Origin of the sequence: Pseudoxanthomonas sp. GM95 (genome assembly GCF_900109775.1) — a bacterium.
GTDB lineage: Bacteria > Pseudomonadota > Gammaproteobacteria > Xanthomonadales > Xanthomonadaceae > Pseudoxanthomonas_A.
In genome coordinates, this window is the sequence record NZ_FOAX01000002.1 from 108,215 (window position 1) to 124,992 (window position 16,778).

The 16,778-nt window shown below is 68.1% G+C and carries 13 protein-coding genes and 1 riboswitch; of the genes, 5 read left to right on the forward strand and 8 right to left on the reverse strand.

Annotation, left to right across the window (positions count from 1 at the left end):
• The first annotated feature begins 279 nt into the window (after window positions 1–279).
• Both BMZ17_RS08645 and gph read left to right on the forward strand, forming a co-directional pair.
• Window positions 280–3,474: an efflux RND transporter permease subunit gene (locus BMZ17_RS08645; RefSeq protein WP_093138208.1), complete on the forward strand. Its 3,195-nt coding sequence runs from the start codon at window positions 280–282 to the stop codon at window positions 3,472–3,474.
• A 56-nt stretch (window positions 3,475–3,530) separates the two neighbouring features.
• On the forward strand, window positions 3,531–4,181 hold the full coding sequence (gene gph, locus BMZ17_RS08650) for a phosphoglycolate phosphatase (RefSeq protein ID WP_093138209.1): 651 nt from the start codon (window positions 3,531–3,533) through the stop codon (window positions 4,179–4,181).
• 89 nt (window positions 4,182–4,270) lie between these two features.
• Here gph and btuB read toward each other — a convergent pair whose 3' ends face one another.
• The 5 genes from btuB to BMZ17_RS08675 all read right to left on the reverse strand — a co-directional run bounded on the left by btuB (window position 4,271) and on the right by BMZ17_RS08675 (window position 9,625).
• The gene (btuB, locus tag BMZ17_RS08655; protein ID WP_093138210.1) at window positions 4,271–6,157 is read right to left on the reverse strand and encodes a TonB-dependent vitamin B12 receptor; all 1,887 of its coding nucleotides are present in this window, start codon (window positions 6,155–6,157) and stop codon (window positions 4,271–4,273) included.
• Window positions 6,158–6,299: 142 nt separating this feature from the next.
• A riboswitch (cobalamin riboswitch) is annotated at window positions 6,300–6,531 on the reverse strand.
• Window positions 6,532–6,563: 32 nt separating this feature from the next.
• The gene (locus BMZ17_RS08660; RefSeq protein WP_093138211.1) at window positions 6,564–6,941 is read right to left on the reverse strand and encodes a TfoX/Sxy family protein; all 378 of its coding nucleotides are present in this window, start codon (window positions 6,939–6,941) and stop codon (window positions 6,564–6,566) included.
• The gene (locus BMZ17_RS08665) at window positions 6,938–7,423 is read right to left on the reverse strand and encodes a GAF domain-containing protein (protein WP_093138212.1); all 486 of its coding nucleotides are present in this window, start codon (window positions 7,421–7,423) and stop codon (window positions 6,938–6,940) included. The genes BMZ17_RS08660 and BMZ17_RS08665 overlap by 4 nt, the downstream gene beginning before the upstream one ends.
• Before the next feature lie 413 nt (window positions 7,424–7,836).
• On the reverse strand, window positions 7,837–8,202 hold the full coding sequence (gene queD / locus BMZ17_RS08670) for a 6-carboxytetrahydropterin synthase QueD (protein WP_093138213.1): 366 nt from the start codon (window positions 8,200–8,202) through the stop codon (window positions 7,837–7,839).
• Between the two features lie 61 nt (window positions 8,203–8,263).
• The gene (locus BMZ17_RS08675) at window positions 8,264–9,625 is read right to left on the reverse strand and encodes a DEAD/DEAH box helicase (protein ID WP_093138214.1); all 1,362 of its coding nucleotides are present in this window, start codon (window positions 9,623–9,625) and stop codon (window positions 8,264–8,266) included.
• A 393-nt stretch (window positions 9,626–10,018) separates the two neighbouring features.
• Between BMZ17_RS08675 and BMZ17_RS08680 the strand changes: the two genes are divergently transcribed.
• On the forward strand, window positions 10,019–10,783 hold the full coding sequence (locus BMZ17_RS08680) for a Crp/Fnr family transcriptional regulator (RefSeq protein ID WP_093138215.1): 765 nt from the start codon (window positions 10,019–10,021) through the stop codon (window positions 10,781–10,783).
• Between the two features lie 70 nt (window positions 10,784–10,853).
• Entirely contained in the window at window positions 10,854–11,243 is a 390-nt protein-coding gene (locus tag BMZ17_RS08685) for a DUF6694 family lipoprotein (protein WP_093138216.1), read from the forward strand.
• 21 nt (window positions 11,244–11,264) lie between these two features.
• Here BMZ17_RS08685 and BMZ17_RS08690 read toward each other — a convergent pair whose 3' ends face one another.
• The 3 genes from BMZ17_RS08690 to cydD all read right to left on the reverse strand — a co-directional run bounded on the left by BMZ17_RS08690 (window position 11,265) and on the right by cydD (window position 15,050).
• Window positions 11,265–11,591, reverse strand: a complete 327-nt coding sequence (locus BMZ17_RS08690) for a hypothetical protein (RefSeq protein ID WP_093138217.1) — start codon at window positions 11,589–11,591, stop codon at window positions 11,265–11,267.
• A 142-nt stretch (window positions 11,592–11,733) separates the two neighbouring features.
• Window positions 11,734–13,380, reverse strand: coding sequence for a thiol reductant ABC exporter subunit CydC (gene cydC, locus BMZ17_RS08695; protein ID WP_093138218.1), 1,647 nt, complete (start codon window positions 13,378–13,380; stop codon window positions 11,734–11,736).
• On the reverse strand, window positions 13,377–15,050 hold the full coding sequence (gene cydD / locus BMZ17_RS08700) for a thiol reductant ABC exporter subunit CydD (protein WP_093138219.1): 1,674 nt from the start codon (window positions 15,048–15,050) through the stop codon (window positions 13,377–13,379). Before cydD ends, cydC begins: the two co-directional genes overlap by 4 nt.
• Window positions 15,051–15,195: 145 nt before the next feature.
• On the opposite strand from cydD, the gene BMZ17_RS08705 reads away from it, so the two are divergent.
• Complete coding sequence (locus BMZ17_RS08705) at window positions 15,196–16,770, forward strand: cytochrome ubiquinol oxidase subunit I (protein WP_093138220.1); 1,575 nt, start codon at window positions 15,196–15,198, stop codon at window positions 16,768–16,770.
• Window positions 16,771–16,778: the final 8 nt, after the last annotated feature.

Here is a 16,778-nt window from a genome sequence, read left to right on the forward strand (position 1 = left end):
AGTTGCAGTTGCTTCAGACGCTTTTGATCTTTCAGCGCCTTAAAGCGAGCCGAGCACCGGAGCCTGATCGGGCCGTAGAGGCGCCCGTGTCTGAGCGAAGCGAGTTTGGGCGCCGTGCCCGATCAGGCGAGGCGCGCAGGGCACCGGCCGCAGGCCGGCTCGCGTCGGCGCTTGCGGTTTTGGCTACTTTTGCCAAGACAAAAGTGGCTCGCGCCCAGCGGGCGCGAAAGCTCTTGCACTTGCTCCAATACGAAGAAAAAGCGATGGGAGCCAACTCCCATGCTTGAATCCATCATCCACACCAGCATCCGCCACCGCTGGCTGATGCTCGCCCTCACCGCGGTCCTGGTCGCGGTCGGCATCTACAGCTTCAAGCAGCTGCCCATCGACGCCACGCCGGACATCACCAATGTCCAGGTGCAGATCAACACCGAGGCGCCGGGCTACTCGCCGCAGGAGGCCGAGCAGCGCGTCACCTTCCCGGTGGAAACGGTGATGGCCGGCTTGCCGGGGCTGGACAACACGCGTTCGCTGTCGCGCTACGGGTTGTCGCAGGTGACCGTGGCGTTCAAGGACGGCACCGATCTGTATTTCGCGCGCCAGCAGGTGGCCGAACGCCTGCAACAGGTGAAGTCGCAGTTGCCGCCCGATCTGGAGCCGCAGCTCGGCCCGATCGCCACCGGCCTGGGCGAAATCTTTTCTTACACCGTCGATGCCGCGCCCGATGCGCGCAAGGACGATGGCACGCCGTATACCGCCACCGACCTGCGCACGCTGCAGGACTGGGTGATCCGCCCGCAGCTGCGCATCGTGCCCGGCGTGACCGAGGTCAACACGATCGGCGGGTTCGAACGGCAGATCCACATCACGCCCGATCCGGCCCAGCTGCGCGCGCTGGGCTTCACGCTGGACGACGTCGTGCAGGCGGTGCAGGCCAACAACCAGAACGTCGGCGCCGGCTACATCGAGCGCAACGGCCAGCAGTTCCTGGTGCGCGTGCCGGGCCAGGTCAGCGGCATCACCGACATCGGCAACATCGTGCTGGCGCGGCGCGAAGGCGTGCCGATCCACGTGCATGACGTGGCGCAAGTCGCCGAAGGCCGCGAACTGCGCAGCGGCGCGGCCACCCAGAACGGGCACGAGGTCGTGCTCGGCACGGTGGTGATGCTAGTCGGCGCCAACAGTCGCACCGTCGCGCAGGCCGCCGCGGCCAAGCTGGAAGAGGCGCAGCGCAGCCTGCCCAAGGGCGTGACCGCCACGCCCACCTACGACCGCACGGCGCTGGTGGATCGCACCATCGCCACCGTGGCCAAGAATCTGGTCGAAGGCGCGCTGCTGGTGATCGTGGTGCTGTTCGTGCTGCTGGGCAACGTGCGCGCGGCGTTGATCACCGCGGCGGTGATTCCGTTGGCGATGCTGTTCACGCTGACCGGCATGGCGCGCGGCGGCGTCTCGGCCAACCTGATGTCGTTGGGGGCACTGGATTTCGGCCTGATCGTTGATGGCGCGGTGATCATCATCGAGAACGCGCTGCGCCGCTTCGGTCAGCGCCAGCAGCTCGGACGAGCCCTGAGCCGCGAGGAACGCTTCGCCGAAACCGCCAGCGCCACCGCCGAAGTGATCCGGCCCAGTCTGTTTGGCTTGGGCATCATCACCGCGGTCTACCTGCCGATCTTCGCGCTCACCGGCGTGGAAGGAAAAATGTTCCACCCGATGGCCATCACCGTGGTGCTTGCACTGAGCGGGGCGATGCTGCTGTGCCTGACTTTCGTGCCGGCGGCGATCGCACTGTGCCTGGGCGGGCGTGTGCAGGCGCACGACAACCGGCTGATGGCGTGGATCGGCGCGCGCTACGCCGGCCTGCTCGACCGCAGCCTGCGCCACGGGCGGTGGGTTGGCGTGGCGGCTGTCGTGCTGGTCCTGGCGTGTGGCGCGCTGGCCACGCGACTGGGCAGCGAATTCGTGCCGCAGCTGGACGAGGGCGACGTGGCGATGCACGCCATGCGCATCCCCGGCACCTCCTTGAGCCAGTCGGTGGAGATGCAGCAGCGCGTGGAAACGCGGCTGATGCAGTTCCCGGAAGCGGCGCGGGTGTTCTCCAAGATCGGCACGCCGGAAGTGGCGTCCGATCCGATGCCGCCTTCGGTGGCCGATACCTTCATCATGGCCAAGCCGCGCGACCAGTGGCCCGATCCGCGCAAGTCCAAAGCCGCTTTGGTCGCCGAGTTCGAAGCGGCCGTGCAGCAGTTGCCGGGCAACAACTATGAGTTCACCCAGCCGATCCAGATGCGCATGAACGAGCTGATTTCCGGCGTGCGCGCGGATGTGGCGATCGGGTTGTTCGGCGATGACCTGGACACGCTGCGCCAGCTCGGCACGCGCATCGAGGCCGTTGCGCGCACGGTGCCCGGTGCAGCGGACGTGCGTGTCGGCGAAACCAGTGGGTTGCCGCTGCTGTCGGTGCTGCCGGATCGCGCCGCGCTGGCCGGTTACGGGCTCAATCCCGGGCAAGTGCAGGCCACGGTGGCCACGGCGATCGGTGGCGAAGTGGCCGGGCAGTTGTTCGAAGGCGATCGCCGCTTCGACATCGTCGTGCGCCTGCCGGAAAGCCTGCGCGGTGATCCCGCCGCACTGGCCGATCTTCCCGTGTCGCTGCCGCGCGCGGGCGAAGGCGACGCGGGTGCCGATGAAGCCAGCCGCATCGGTGGCTGGAACGCGCAGCGCTGGGGCGGCACCGAGCCGCGCACTGTGCCCTTGCGCGAGCTGGCGAAGATCCAGATGAGCGAGGGGCCAAGCCAGATCGATCGCGAGGACGGCAAGCGCCGCATCGTGGTCACCGCCAACGTGCGCGATCGCGACCTGGGCAGTTTCGTCGCCGAGCTGCAGCAGGCCGTCGGCGCGAAGGTGCAAGTGCCGCCCGGCTACTGGATCCGCTACGGCGGCAGCTTCGAGCAGTTGATTTCGGCGAGCCAGAGGCTGGCGATCGTGGTGCCGCTGACCCTGGCGTTGATCTTCGCGCTGCTGTTCTGGGCCTTCGGCACGGTGCGCGATGCGTTGGTGGTATTCAGTGGCGTGCCGCTGGCGCTCACCGGCGGCGTGCTGGCCTTGGCGCTGCGCGGGATTCCGTTGTCGATCTCGGCCGGCGTGGGCTTCATCGCGCTGTCCGGCGTGGCGGTGCTCAACGGGCTGGTGATGATCAGCTTCGTGCGCAGCCTGCGCGAGGCCGGCGTGCCATTGATGCAGGCGGTGCGTGACGGGGCGCTCGGCCGCCTGCGCCCGGTGCTGATGACCGCGCTGGTGGCGTCGCTGGGCTTCGTGCCGATGGCGTTCAACGTCGGTGCCGGTTCGGAAGTGCAGCGCCCGCTGGCCACGGTGGTGATCGGCGGCATCGTCTCGTCCACGCTGCTCACCTTGCTGGTGTTGCCGGTGCTGTATCGCTGGGCGCATCGCCGCAGCGAACGCGCCATGCCATGAGGCGTTCGGGGAGCGGGCGGTAGAATGCCGCTCCCCGTCCGCGCTGGAGCACGCCGTTGTCCTTTCCGCATCCGCTGGTGATCTTCGACCTGGATGGCACGCTGGTGGATAGCGCGCCGGACATCGCCGAAGCGGTCAACCGCACGCTCACCGACTGGAAACTGCCCAACTACGATCTTGCACAGATCACCAACTGGATCGGCGAAGGCTCGCGCCAGCTCATCACCTACGCGATGCGTGCTGCTGGAAGCGATGCGGCGATCGATGACGTCATGCCCGGCTTCCTCAAGCATTACGGCGATACCGCGCTGGATGGCCAGGCCTATCCGGGCGTGGAAGACACGCTGGCGGCGCTGCATGGGCAGGGCGTCAAGCTGGCGGTGTGCACCAACAAGCCCGAGCAGTTCGTGCGTCCGCTGCTGGAAGCGCGCGGCCTGCTGCACTACTTCGACGGCATCGTCGGCGGCGACACGCTGCCGCAGCGCAAGCCCGCGCCGGAGCCGCTCTGGCACCTGTGCCAGCAGTTCGGCGTCGAAGCAAAAAGCGCATTGATGGTCGGCGATTCGGAAAGCGACGCCCATGCGGCCCACAACGCCGGCGTGCCGCTGGTCCTGGTGCGCTACGGCTATCCCAAGTCGCTGGACCTGGATGCCGCCGGCGCGTTTGCCGTGATCGACACGATGCCCGCGCTGCTCGACGTCGCCTGACCGCAGCGCACAGCGCGACATTCGCAGGAACGAAAAAAGCCGGCATCGCTGCCGGCTTTTTCATTACCCATCCGCGTGAAGCGAAAGGCTTACTGCTGCCTGGCCTGCCAGCGCACGCTGACGGTGTACTCGCGGCCCGGCTGGTTGTACCACTGGATGGTTTCGTAGTCCTTGTCGAACACGTTGGCGGCCTTGGCCTGCAGGGTCCAGTCGCTGGACAGCGCGTATTCCAGGCGCACGTCCAGGGTGCCGTAGCCGGCCAGGCGCGCGGTATTGGCCGCGTCGTCGAAGCGGTGGCCGTAGCCGTTGCCGGTCAGGCCCAGGCGGAAGTCACCGATGGCGTAGTCCAGGTCCAGGCGCGCGGTATCGCGTGCGCGGCGGGCCAGCCAGTTGTCCTTGTTGATGCTGCCGTCGCTGTCGTTGCGCGGATCGGTGTGGCTGATCTGCGCGTTGATGTCCACGCCATACAGCGAGACGAAACCGGTCAGCTCGGCGCCGCGGATCTTGGCCTTGTCGACATTGACCAGGTTGAAGGCGGTGTCGTAACCGATCAGATCGTCGATGCGGGTTTCATAGGCATTGAAGGTCCAGTTCCACCCCTGCCCGTACTGGGCCAGGCCCAGGTTGAGCGACTTGCTCTTCTCCGGCTTCAGCTCCGGGTTGCCGAAGCCGCCCGGGTAATAGAGGTCATTGAAGGTCGGCGCTTTGAAGCCGGTGCCGGCGCTCGCGGTGAACTTGAAGCCGTTACCGAAGCCGAAGCCATAGCCCAGGCTGCCGGTGGTGTGCGAGCCGAACTGCTCATTGTCGTCGTTGCGCACCGAGGCCTGCAGCGAATGGGCGCCGAAGCTGCCCTGGTACTCGGCGAACACGCCGGTGTTGTCGCGGTTCTCGACATCGAACGGGGTGTTGCTGGTGACTTCGTCGTTCTGCCAATCGCCGCCCAGGGTGATGATCTGCCCCGGTGCGAAGGTGTAATCGGCCTGGGCCGAGGCGGTGTCGCGACGGGTGTCGAAGGTGCTGACGTAGCTGCGCGTGCCGGCGTCGCCATCGGCGTAATAGTTGTCGGACTGGTCTTCGGCGCGGCCGGCCTGCACGGTCAGGGTGAAGGCGTCGGACGGCGCCCAGCGCAGCTTGCCGCCGGAGACGCGCTGCAGGTTTTCCGCTTCGTTGCCGCCGAAGGCGCTGCCGTCGTATTCGTTGGTGCTGTCGGCGTTGAGGAAGTTGGCTTCCAGGCTCAGCGTGTCGGTCACGTTGATGCCGGTGCGCAGGCCAAACGAGGTGTTCTTGTAGCCGTCGCGGTCGGGCTCATCGGCGTAGCAGCCGGCGCCGAACGGCGCGTCGGCATTACCGGCGGTGCCGCGGCAGGCGTTGATGCCGTCGGTTTCCTGGTAGCCGGCGTTGGCCGACAGCCAGCCGCGCTCACCGCGATAGCTGAAGCCGGCGCTGTGGTTGCGCAGGTCGTGGGTGCCGAAGCCGGCCTGGGCGTAGGTGGTCAGGCCCTGGCCGCCGGTGCGGGTGAAGATCTGGATCACGCCGCCGATGGCTTCCGAGCCGTACAGGCTGGAGCGCGGACCGCGCACGATTTCGATGCGCTCGATCTGCGTCACCGGCAGGTCCTGGAACGCGGCCAGGCCTGCGCTGGCCGAGCCGATGCGCACGCCGTCGACCAGCACCAGCACGTGATCCGATTCGGTGCCGCGCAGGAACACGCTGGTCAGCTTGCCCGGGCCGCCCTGGTTGGCGATGTTGATGCCGGCGCGGCCGGCCAGCAGGTCGGGCAGCGAGGTGGCCTGGCTGCGCTCGATCTCCTCGCGCGAGATGACCTGCACCGGCACCAGGCTGTCCTGGACGGCGACTTCGGTGCGGGTGCCGGTGACCGAGACCTGATCCAGGTCGGTGGCGTTGTCGCCGGTGGCGGCCGAGGCGATGGCAGGCAGGCCCAGCGCGATGGCCAGGGAAAGCAGGGTGGTCTTCATGGGGATGTTCAACTCCGTCGCGCGCCCCGCGCGCATGGAAAGCAGGGGAAGCCGCGGACGAAGGAGTGCAGGCGGACAGCGCACGCGTGGACGCGGCGCGGCACGCGCGACGCCCTCCGCATCGCAACCGGTGATGGATTCGTGGTGAATCCGTGCTTCAGGCCGGTCTCCGGGCTTGCGAGTTGGAAGTGGCGACACTTCCGCCGCGGCGCCTTCCCGTGCGTGGTGCGCACAGTGGCCGATGCGTTGGCATGACTCGCTTACCGTTGCGGGGGCAGCGCCGGAATCGTCCGTCCATAGGACTCACCGGCTTCCCGTTTCAACCCGCCGCGCGTGTGGCTGCGCGTGGGGTCACCTGAAAGCGGCGCAGAGTGTACGCGATCGCACTGCGGGCCGTGGGCCCGGCTCAGTCGTCGTCGCGACCGGGGCTGTCGAGGAAATCGAACGACGGCGCGCTGCCGCCTTCATCGCTGCCGTGGTTGGTGGTGGTCACCGGCGCGGCAGCCGGGCGGCCCCGGGGCGGCGGCAGCGCGGCCGAGGCGACTTCCACTTCCTGCACCATTTCCTGGCGCCGCGCCTCGGGCACTTCCTGCCAGTGGCAGCCGCGCAGCGCGCCTTCCAGCGCGTAGAGCAGGTTGAGGCTGGGCCGGAAGCCGGCGCGCTTGACCTTCATGAAGGCGTCCACCGCACCGGCGCTGCGCAGGTCTTCCTCCGTGCGCAGGCCCACCTGGCGCAGCCACGCAGCGGACTTGGGGCCGATGTTGCGTAGCTGCGTGGTGCTCATGGCAGGGTCTCGATCCAGGCGGCGGCGATGGCTTCGATCCCGCGTTGGTCGTCTTCGTCGAAGCGACCGACCGAGGGGCTGTCGATGTCCAGCACGCCGATCAGCGCGCCGTCTTTCACCAGGGGGACGACCAGCTCCGAACGCGAGGCCGCATCGCAGGCGATGTGGCCCGGGAAGGCTTCCACGTCGTGCACGCGCTGGGTCTGGCGGGTGCTGGCCGCGGCGCCGCAGACGCCCTTGTCCAGTTTGATCCGCACGCAGGCCGGCAGGCCCTGGAACGGGCCGACCACCAGTTCGGTGCCGTCATAGAAATAGAAGCCGGCCCAGTTGAAGTCGGGCAGGGCGTTGAACAGCAGGGCCGAGAGGTTGGCCGCATTGGCGATGCGGTCGGTCTCGCCGTACATCAGGCCGCGCGCCTGGTCCAGCAACTGCGCGTACTGCTCGGGCTTGGTCCCTGAGAGGGTCTGGCTGGCAAATGACATGACCGCGATTCTACGCCGCACTTCGCCACAGGCGGCGGACATAGGCGGGCTGGCTTTGCGTGGCGTCCTTGGGTTGGCTGCGTTCGTGCGAAGCAGCGATGCGTTTGGGCCTGCGGAAGACCGACGCGCCTTTGCCCTTCCAAGCGCGACGCATAAAAAAAGCCCGACAGGGGGAGGGACCTGTCGGGCTTGGATTTGTGCGGGGGGAGGGACCCACACAAATTCGGGGTTGCGTGGCGCGGTGCGCCGGCGCGGTGTCTTGCCATCCCTGTCGCGTGTCGCTTGCGGAGTGATGTTGCGACGCAGCATACCCCCGGTTTTGGTGCAATGCAACGTAGGTCGAAGCCGGCCGACGAACGGTCGTTGGGCCTGAACAAAAAGGGAGCCTTGCGGCTCCCCTTGCTGTGTTTCCGTCAGTTTGCGCTCGGTCCGCGGTAGCGACTGCCCGCGGTGCAGGTCTCGTGGACCACGACCTGGCTCAGCAGCGGCAGCGCCGGCTTGAGGTGATCCCAGATCCACTCGGCGATGCGCTCGCTGGTCGGGTTGTCCAGGCCCTCGATATCGTTGAGGTAGTGATGGTCCAGCCGGTCGTAGAGCGGCTTGAAGGCCGCCTTGACGTCAGCGAAGTCCATGACCATCCCGGTATGCGGGTCCAGCGGGCCAGAGAGGTGGATCTCGATGCGGAACGAATGCCCGTGCAGGCGCGCGCACTTGTGCCCTTCGGGCACGTTGGGCAGGCGATGCGCGGCTTCCAGGGTGAAGACCTTGAAGATATCCATGGACGAATTCTCGGCGGCCGGCGCACCCCGTGCAAACGGAGTGCGCTGGCGGTTTCAAAGATCAGTCGGCGCGACGCGGCTGGCTGGAACGCTGCCCGCCACCGCCTGCGCGACGGCCGTTGCCGGCGCCGCCCGGACGCGGGCCGCCGTGCTGCTTTGGACCTGCATGGGCGTGGCGCGGGGCATCGCCGTGCGGGCGACGGTCGTGGCGACGCGGCGGACGGTTGCCGCCCGGCTGCTCAGCCTTGCCCGGGGCGCTGTTGCCCCAGCGGATCGGGGTCTGCGGCACGAAGCCCGGCACGTCCTTGATGTCCAGGTCGCGGTTGAGCAGACGCACGATCTGGCGCAGCAGCTTGGCGTCTTCCTGGGCGACCAGCGACACCGCCTCACCGGTGGAGCCGTTGCGGCCGGTACGGCCGATGCGGTGCACGTAGTCCTCGGCCACCATCGGCAGGTCGAAGTTGATGACCTTCGGCAGCTGGTCGATGTCGATGCCGCGGGCAGCGATGTCGGTGGCCACCAGCACGGTCACCTTGCCGGCCTTGAAGTCGCGCAGCGCGCGCAGGCGCTGGGACTGGCTCTTGTTGCCGTGGATCGCGGCGGCCTGGATGCCGGCCTTCTCCAGGAACAGCGCCAGCTTGTCGCTGCCGTGCTTGGTCTTGGCGAACACCAGGGTCTGGATGCGCGAATCCTCGGCCAGCAGGTGCAGCAGCAGCTCGCGCTTGCGCGCGGTGTCGACCGGATGCACGCGGTGGGTGATGGTCTCGGCGACGGTGTTCTTCGGCGTGACCTGGATTTCCAGCGGGTCGTTCATGAACTCGCGGGCCAGCGACTTGATGTTGTCGTCGAAGGTGGCCGAGAACAGCAGGGTCTGGCGGTTCTGGCGCGGCAGCTTGGCCAGGATGCGCTTGATCGACGGCAGGAAGCCCATGTCGAGCATGCGGTCAGCTTCGTCCAGCACCAGGATCTCGATGCCCGACAGGTCGACGCTGCGACGCTCCAGGTGGTCGATCAGGCGGCCCGGGCAGGCGATCACCAGGTCAACGCCACGGCGCAGGGTGTCCAGCTGCGGGCCCATGCCGACGCCGCCGTAGATGGTGGCCGACGGGATGCGCAGGTACTTGCTGTAGTCACGCAGGCTGTCGTGGACCTGGGTGGCCAGCTCACGGGTCGGGGTCAGCACCAGGGCGCGCGGCTTGCGCGGGCCACGGGTGACTTCCTGCGGGTTGGTGCCCAGGTGCTGCAGCAGCGGCAGGCCGAACGCGGCGGTCTTGCCGGTGCCGGTCTGCGCGCCAGCCATCAGGTCGCGGCCGTCCAGGGCCAGCGGGATCGCCTGTTCCTGGATCGGGGTCGGGTTTTCATAGCCCTGCTCGGCCAGCGCACGCAGCAGGAACGGGGCAAGCCCCAGGTTTTCAAAGGACATTGGATAGCTCCGGAAGCACGCGCGGCCGGACGGCAAAAACGCCACAAACGCGGCGCACTGAAGGCGCCACGTGTCGCGAAAAAACCGCTGGAAGTGCGTGTTGTTGCCCGAAGCGTTCCCTAACCGCGCGTCGAGTAACTATTTGGCGGCGCTGCCGACAGTGGCAAGGCCGTCTTTGCGAAGCGAGAAGGCGTCGGAGGAAGGTGGGCGAGGCGGGCGAAAGGCCCATGCAACGCCGCAAGATCCCTTCAGGGGAAACACGACTGCCGCTAAAGCGAAGCGCGCGCATGGTAACCGATCCGGGCCCGCCGTGCCGGCCGCGCGACGGGCGGTTCACCCGGCGGCGGGGCGTATCATGGCCGGTGCCGAACCGGACTGGAGGCCGGCAGACCCATGAGCAGCCTGCGTATCCACCGCAATTCCCCCGGGCCTGGCGTGGCCGAACTGGGCATGGTCGAAGCCCCTGAAGCGGGCCACGGCTGCCGGGTCTGCCTGGTGCGCCACCTGGCCGTGTGCACCGCGTTGCCGGCCGACCAGGCCAGCGCACTGGAACAACTCACCGGCGACACCCGCCTGCACGCCGGCGAATTGCTGGCGCGCGAAGGCGACCTGCGGCGTTATGTGTTTACCGTGCAAACCGGCGCGTTGCGCCGCACCCGGACCCTGGCCGATGGCCGCCGGCTGGTGGCCGGCTTCCTGATGCCGGGCGACTACATCGGCTTCAGCAGCGCCACCCATTACCGCCACACCATCGAGGCGATCACCGACAGCACCCTGTGTGCGGTCTCGCACGAAGGCATGCGCACCCTGTGCGCGACCTACCACGGGCTGGAGCACGAGCTGATGCAGCGCGCCTGCATCGAACTCGATGCCACGCGCGACAAGCTGATGGCGCTGGCCCGCATGACCCCGCCCGAACGCCTGGCCGGCTTCCTGCTGGACATGGTCCAGCGTCGTCAGCGGCAAGGCCTGGATGACGCCGTCGTCGCCCTGCCGATGACCCGTACCGACATCGCCGACTATCTGGGCCTGACCATTGAGACGGTGAGCCGCTGCTTCACCAAACTGCGCGGCGAAGGCCTGATCGCCACGCCCGACCCGCACACCGTGCAGCTGCTGGATCGGAAGAAGCTGGAGTTGCTGGCCGCGGCGGCCTGATCGCCTGCATCCGGTTTGTGATTGGCGCATTGCCGAGGCATGCTCCCATCGAACAAACAAAGGAAGCGGCATGAAAATCAGAAGGATCTGGGCGATGTTGTGCCTGGCTGCGATCGTGGGCATGGCGCAGGCGCGCGAGCCAGTACGCATTGACGCTAGTTCGGAACAAACAGCGAATGCAAGTTTCAATCAGATGATGAAGGCGCTGCCCAGAAGCAAGCAGGGAGCGCTGGCCGGCGCGATGCTTCAACTTAATCTTGTGGGAACCAACAGCGTTTACGACGTGGTAGGTAACCCGGCGCTCCAATCGTTGTCTGCCGGCCGCATCAAGGATCGCATCGCTGGCATGTCGGCCGAAGAGATCATCGAATTGGCGCGAACCGCTCCGGATGTGGACACGAAGATCGAGATTCACGAACAGCCTGCACCCGCAGCGCCAGCGGTGATCGAGCGCGGATGATTTCGATGTTTCGTTACGCAGTTACGGATTGATGCTGTAGGTGATGTACAGGCAGGCTGCGGTCAGCAGCACCATCGCGACGATGAAGGCGACATCGGCGATCTGTTCGAGCCGGTGGCTGCGCGCGTTGGTGCGCAGGGCGAAGTAGGACACCAGCGTGGCGATCAGGAAGATCACCGCATCCCATGAAAGGAGGTCGTCGGCGAGGGTCGCCTTTTGATTGACCGCCAGGGCAACGTGCAGCAGGCCGACACCGGTCAGGCAGACGCCGACCATCGCCGCGGAAATCGGGCAGATCAGCTTGCAGATCTTTTCGTCGAGCTGGCGGACGCGGGCGGGATCGTGCATGTGCGGCAGCGTGGCGTGGAGAGGCTCGAACTCTAGCGCGCGGCAGTGATGCGCGTGCCTGCTGGCGGGTGAACGTGGGCGCTGCGCGGTGGTGCAGTGGGGTGCTCACCCCAACTGCGGAAGCGTCCGGATGTCGCGTGGATCATGCTAGCTGCAGCCGGCCTTCGCGCAGCAAGTAGCGCTGCTCGACGATGCCCTCGGGCAAAGTGTCGTGGGTGATCACGATGAGGCTTCGGCCGTGGCTGGCACGGGCGACATCGGCCAGCAATGCGTGGGCGGTGTCCACGTCCAGGCCTTCGGTGGGTTCGTCGAGGATCAGGAGCGGCGCATCGCGCAGCAGGGCGCGCGCGAGGGCGATGCGGCGCGCCTGGCCGGCCGAGAGCGTGCGGCCGTGTTCGCCGATCCAGGCGTCGAGCTGGCCGGGCAGGCCGCGCACCAACGCTTCCAGTTGCACCTGCGCCAGCACCTGCCACAGGCGTGTGTCATCGGCGCCGGCATCGCCCAGGCGCAGGTTGTCGCGCACGCTGCCGGCGAACACCGGCGCGTCCTGCGGCAGCCAGGCGATCTGCCGATGCCAGTCGGCCTGGGCTAAGTCGCGCACATCGTGCCCGCCGTAGCGCAGCTGGCCGGCATCGGGATCGCACAGGCGCAGCAGCAGCGCCAGCAGCGAACTCTTGCCCGCGCCGCTGTCACCGGTGATGGCAATGCGCGCACCGGGCGCGATGCACAGGTCGACGTGATCGAGCACGCGCTGCGTGCGGCCGGGCCAATGGAAGCCGACGTCGTGCAACTCCATCGTCGCGTGCGCGGGCACCGAATGGGGCATGGTGGGATCGACGATGGCCGGCGCGGGCGAGACCGTGGCATCGAGCCGATGCTTTGCGCCACGCGCGGCCTGCAGTTCGCGCCAGGCCAGTGAAGCGCCGGCGCAGGCTTCCAGCGTGGCCACGACCATGAAGAACAGGCCGGCGGCGGCCGGCGCCGTGAGCACGCCGTCTGAAGCCGCCGCCAGCAGCAGGCCCAGCACGGTCGCCAGCGTGGCTGCGGTGACCAGGCCGTGGGCCAGCGTGCCCAGCGCCAGGCGCTGCTTGCGCTGGCGCTCGCTGCGGGCCAGGGCCTGGCTGGCCGCATCGATGCGCGCGAACCACGTGTCGCCTGCGTGCAGCGCGGCCAGGTCGGTCGCGCCCTGCACCGCATCGAGCACATCGGCGCGCAGGGTTGCGCGGGCGTGTTCGCGGGCGTGTTCCTGCGTGCGTGCGCCGCGCGTGGTCAGCCACGGGAGCAAGCCGGCCAGCAGCGTGCAGGCGATCAGCAGGACCACGCCCATCCACGGCAGCGCAAGCGCGGCGACGCCACAGGCCACCAGCACCAGCAGCGCCAGTGCGACCAGCGGGCCGATCGCGCGCACCAGGCCGCCTTCGACCCGCTCGATATCCGAAACCAGCTGCGCAAGCAGCGTGCCGGTGCGCAGGCCGCCCAAACCCAGCGGCGCAAGCGGCAGCGCGCGGCGGAAGAAGTCCAGGCGCAGGTCGCGGCCGATGCGCAGGGTGACGTCGTGGCCGATCAGTTTTTCGCCATAGCGCGAGAGGATGCGCACGAAGGTCAGCCCGCGGATGCCGGCCGACGGCCCGAACAGGTTGAAGCCCAGCGCGCCGACGCCGGCCAGCGACGCAGCGGTGAGGAAGTGACCGGCCAGGCCAAGCAGCGCCGTGCCGGCCAGCAGCGTCACCGTGAGCAGGAGCAAGGTCAGCGCGATCCCGCGGCGGTGCAGGCCGAGCAAGGTGTTCATGCGGCTCTCCGCAATGGGCGTTGTTGGCCATCGGGCAGCCACAGCACCTGGCCGATGCGCTGCATCACCGCCTCGCTGTGGGTGGCGATCACCAGCGAGCGGCCTTGTGCAAAGGCCAGCAGCGCGTCGAGCAGGCGTGCCTCGGTCTGCGCATCGAGGAAAGCGGTGGGTTCGTCCAGCAGCAACAGCTGCGGATCCTGCAGCAGCACGCGGGCCAGGGCGACGCGGCGCGCTTGGCCACCGGACAGGCCGAAGCCACCTTCACCGATGCGCGTGTCCAGGCCGCGTGGCAGTGCTTGGGCGAAGGCCATGACCTGCGCGGCGTCGGCGGCAGCGTACAGCTTCGCATCACTGGCATCTGGCGCGGCAATGCGCAGGTTGTCGGCGATGGAACCCGCGAACAGGTGCGGGCGCTGCGCTGCGTAACCGATGCGCAAACCGTCGCGCTGCAGCAGTACGCCGCCGTCGGCCGGCAGCCAGCCGGCCAGCGCTTCCAGCAGCGTGCTCTTGCCGCAGCCGCTGGGCCCGGCCAGCGCGAGCTGCTGGCCGGTGTGCAGGTCGAACGTGAGCCGTTCCAGCACCGGCGTGGCCGCGCCGTCATGGCGCAGGCGCAGCTCACGCGCCTGCACGCACACGCCCGCAGGTAAAGCGATAGGCGCGGCACTGCGCGCTGCGTTCGGCGTGTCGCCATCGAGCGCAGTGTTGAGCTGGGTGATCGCTGCGAGTGCGCCGGCCCGGTCGTGGTAATGCGCGGCCAGCCGGCGCAGCGGGGCGTACACCTCCGGCGCCAGCAGCAGGCAGAACAGGCCGGTCGCAAGATCCAGCGGCGCGGCGCGTAGGCTGAGCATGCCCAGGTAGCTCAGGCCCAGGTACAGCGCGACCATCGCCACGCCCATCGAGGCAAAGAACTCCAGCACCGCCGACGACAGGAAGGCGATGCGCAGCACCTTCAGGCTGCCTTCGCGCACGCCATCGGCGGCATCGCGCACGCCATCCAGTTCGTTCGCCGCGCGGCCGTAGAGGCGGATCAGGCCCAGCCCGCGCAGGCGATCGGCGAAGTGCGCGCCCATCCGCGTGAGCGCATCCAGTTGACGCTCGCTGGCGGCCTGCGCGCCCCAGCCCACCAGCGCCATGAACAGCGGGATCAGCGGCAAGGTCAGCAGGAGGATGCCGCCGACGATGCGGTCCACCCAGAACACCGCCACCAGCAGCGCCAGCGGCACCCAGGTCACTTCCATCCGCGCCATCAGGAAGCCGCCGACGTAACCATCCAACGCATCGACGTGCGTGCCGGGCAGTTCCGCCAATGCGCCCGCGCGCTGGTGACGCAGCCACAGCGGGCCGCGCGCCTGCAGGCGCTGCACCACCGACAGGCGCAGCCGGTGGCGCAGGGTTTCCACGGCGTCGTCGGCCTGGCGCCGGGCAAGCCACTGCAGCAGCGCACGCACGCTGGCCACGGCCAGCAGCCCGCCCAGCAGCGGCACGGCGCTGGCCAGCGGCCGATGGTCGACCAGCACGCGCTGCGCGGCCAGGGCGATCAGGCCGGCCTGCGCGACCAGGCCCACGCCGGCCAGCCCGTTGGCCAGCCCGGCCAGGCGCAGGCGGCCCCGCACCGGGCGGGTCAGGGCCTGCAGCTGTTGCGGGAGGGTGGGCGAAGCGGCGGCTGTCATGGTCGGCCTGGCGGAAGCGGGGCGCGTGGGCAACGAAGGCCCGATTGTGCGCCCGCACCGCCGGTCGGCACCTTGATCCAGATCAAGGCCGGCGCCGGGATTGCGGCGCATCCTGCGCCCATCTCCTCCCCGGGCCGCAGCCGCCATGCCTGACATGACCATCGTCGAACTCAGCAGATTGCAGTTCGCACTTACCGCGCTCTACCACTTCCTGTTCGTCCCGCTGACGCTGGGGCTGTCCTTCCTCATCGCCATCATGGAAAGCGTCTACGTGATGACCGGCCGCGATGTCTGGCGGCGCATGACCCTGTTCTGGGGCACGTTGTTCGGCATCAACTTCGCCATGGGCGTGGCCACCGGCATCGTCATGGAGTTCCAGTTCGGCACCAACTGGTCGTACTACAGCCAATATGTGGGCGACATCTTCGGCGCGCCGCTGGCGATCGAAGGCTTGATGGCGTTCTTCCTCGAAGCCACCTTCATCGGCCTGTTCTTCTTCGGCTGGGACAAGCTGTCCAAGGTGCAGCACCTGGTGGTGACCTGGCTGGTCGCGCTGGGTTCGAACTTCTCGGCGCTGTGGATCCTGATCGCCAACGGCTGGATGCAGTACCCGGTTGGCGCCAAGTTCAATCCGGACACCATGCGCATGGAAGTCACCGACTTCGCCGCAGTGCTGTTCAACCCGGTGGCGCAGGCCAAGTTCGTGCATACCGTCAGCGCCGGCTACGTGTGCGGGGCGGTGTTCGTGATGGCGATCAGCGCGTGGTACCTGCTGCGCGGCCGGCATCTGGAATTCGCCAAGCGTTCGATGGCGGTGGCCGCCAGCTTCGGCCTGGCCGCCTCGTTGAGCGTGGTGGTGCTGGGTGACGAGAGTGGCTACGTCGCCGGTGAAAACCAGAAGATGAAGCTCGCCGCGATCGAAGCGATGTGGGAAACCGAACCCGCGCCGGCCGGTTTCAACGCCTTCGCCATCCCCAACCAGGACACGCGCACCAATGACTACGCGGTGCACATTCCCTGGGTGATGGGCCTGATCGGCACGCGCTCGTTCAACACCGAGATGCCGGGCATCCTGCCGCTGGTGGATCGCGCCCGCGAGCGCATCCGCAGTGGCCAGCAGGCCTACGCCGCGCTGCAGGACCTGCGCGCCGATCGCACCAATGCGCAGGCGCGCAAAACCTTCGACGCACACTGGAACGACCTCGGCTACGGCCTGCTGCTCAAGCGCTATCGCGACGACATCGGCAACGCCAGTGACGAGCAGGTCGAGCTGGCCGCGTTCGATACCGTGCCACGGGTCGCGCCGCTGTTCTGGTTCTTCCGCGCGATGGCGGGCCTGGGCTTCTACTTCATCGGCTTCTTCGCGCTGGCGTTCTGGCTATCGACCAAGCACACGCTGCACGAGAAGCGCTGGTTCCTGAAGCTCGCGGTGTGGTCGCTGGCGCTGCCATGGGTGGCGATCGAGGCCGGCTGGATCGTGGCCGAGTACGGCCGCCAGCCGTGGATCATCGACGGCGTGCTGCCGACGTTCTTCGCCGCCTCGGGCCTGAAGCTGCACCAGATCCTGATCAGCCTGGCCATCTTCGTGACGCTCTACACCACGTTGGCGGTGATCGAGGTCTACCTGCTGCGCAAGACGATCCTCAAGGGGCCGACCGACGTTGCCGGTGGCCGCCAACCCGACACCACCGGCGCGCCGCTCGCCGCCGCCAACGCCTGAAGGACCTG

Bases quoted from the DNA above. Each gene is read 5' to 3' on its own strand.
- BMZ17_RS08645 (WP_093138208.1), top strand. From the start codon at position 280: ATGCTTGAATCCATCATCCACACCAGCATCCGCCACCGCTGGCTGATG.
- btuB (WP_093138210.1), bottom strand. From the start codon at position 6,157: ATGAAGACCACCCTGCTTTCCCTGGCCATCGCGCTGGGCCTGCCTGCC.
- BMZ17_RS08660 (WP_093138211.1), bottom strand. From the start codon at position 6,941: ATGAGCACCACGCAGCTACGCAACATCGGCCCCAAGTCCGCTGCGTGG.
- BMZ17_RS08665 (WP_093138212.1), bottom strand. From the start codon at position 7,423: ATGTCATTTGCCAGCCAGACCCTCTCAGGGACCAAGCCCGAGCAGTAC.
- queD (WP_093138213.1), bottom strand. From the start codon at position 8,202: ATGGATATCTTCAAGGTCTTCACCCTGGAAGCCGCGCATCGCCTGCCC.
- BMZ17_RS08675 (WP_093138214.1), bottom strand. From the start codon at position 9,625: ATGTCCTTTGAAAACCTGGGGCTTGCCCCGTTCCTGCTGCGTGCGCTG.
- BMZ17_RS08680 (WP_093138215.1), top strand. From the start codon at position 10,019: ATGAGCAGCCTGCGTATCCACCGCAATTCCCCCGGGCCTGGCGTGGCC.
- BMZ17_RS08685 (WP_093138216.1), top strand. From the start codon at position 10,854: ATGAAAATCAGAAGGATCTGGGCGATGTTGTGCCTGGCTGCGATCGTG.
- BMZ17_RS08690 (WP_093138217.1), bottom strand. From the start codon at position 11,591: ATGCACGATCCCGCCCGCGTCCGCCAGCTCGACGAAAAGATCTGCAAG.
- cydC (WP_093138218.1), bottom strand. From the start codon at position 13,380: ATGAACACCTTGCTCGGCCTGCACCGCCGCGGGATCGCGCTGACCTTG.
- cydD (WP_093138219.1), bottom strand. From the start codon at position 15,050: ATGACAGCCGCCGCTTCGCCCACCCTCCCGCAACAGCTGCAGGCCCTG.
- BMZ17_RS08705 (WP_093138220.1), top strand. From the start codon at position 15,196: ATGCCTGACATGACCATCGTCGAACTCAGCAGATTGCAGTTCGCACTT.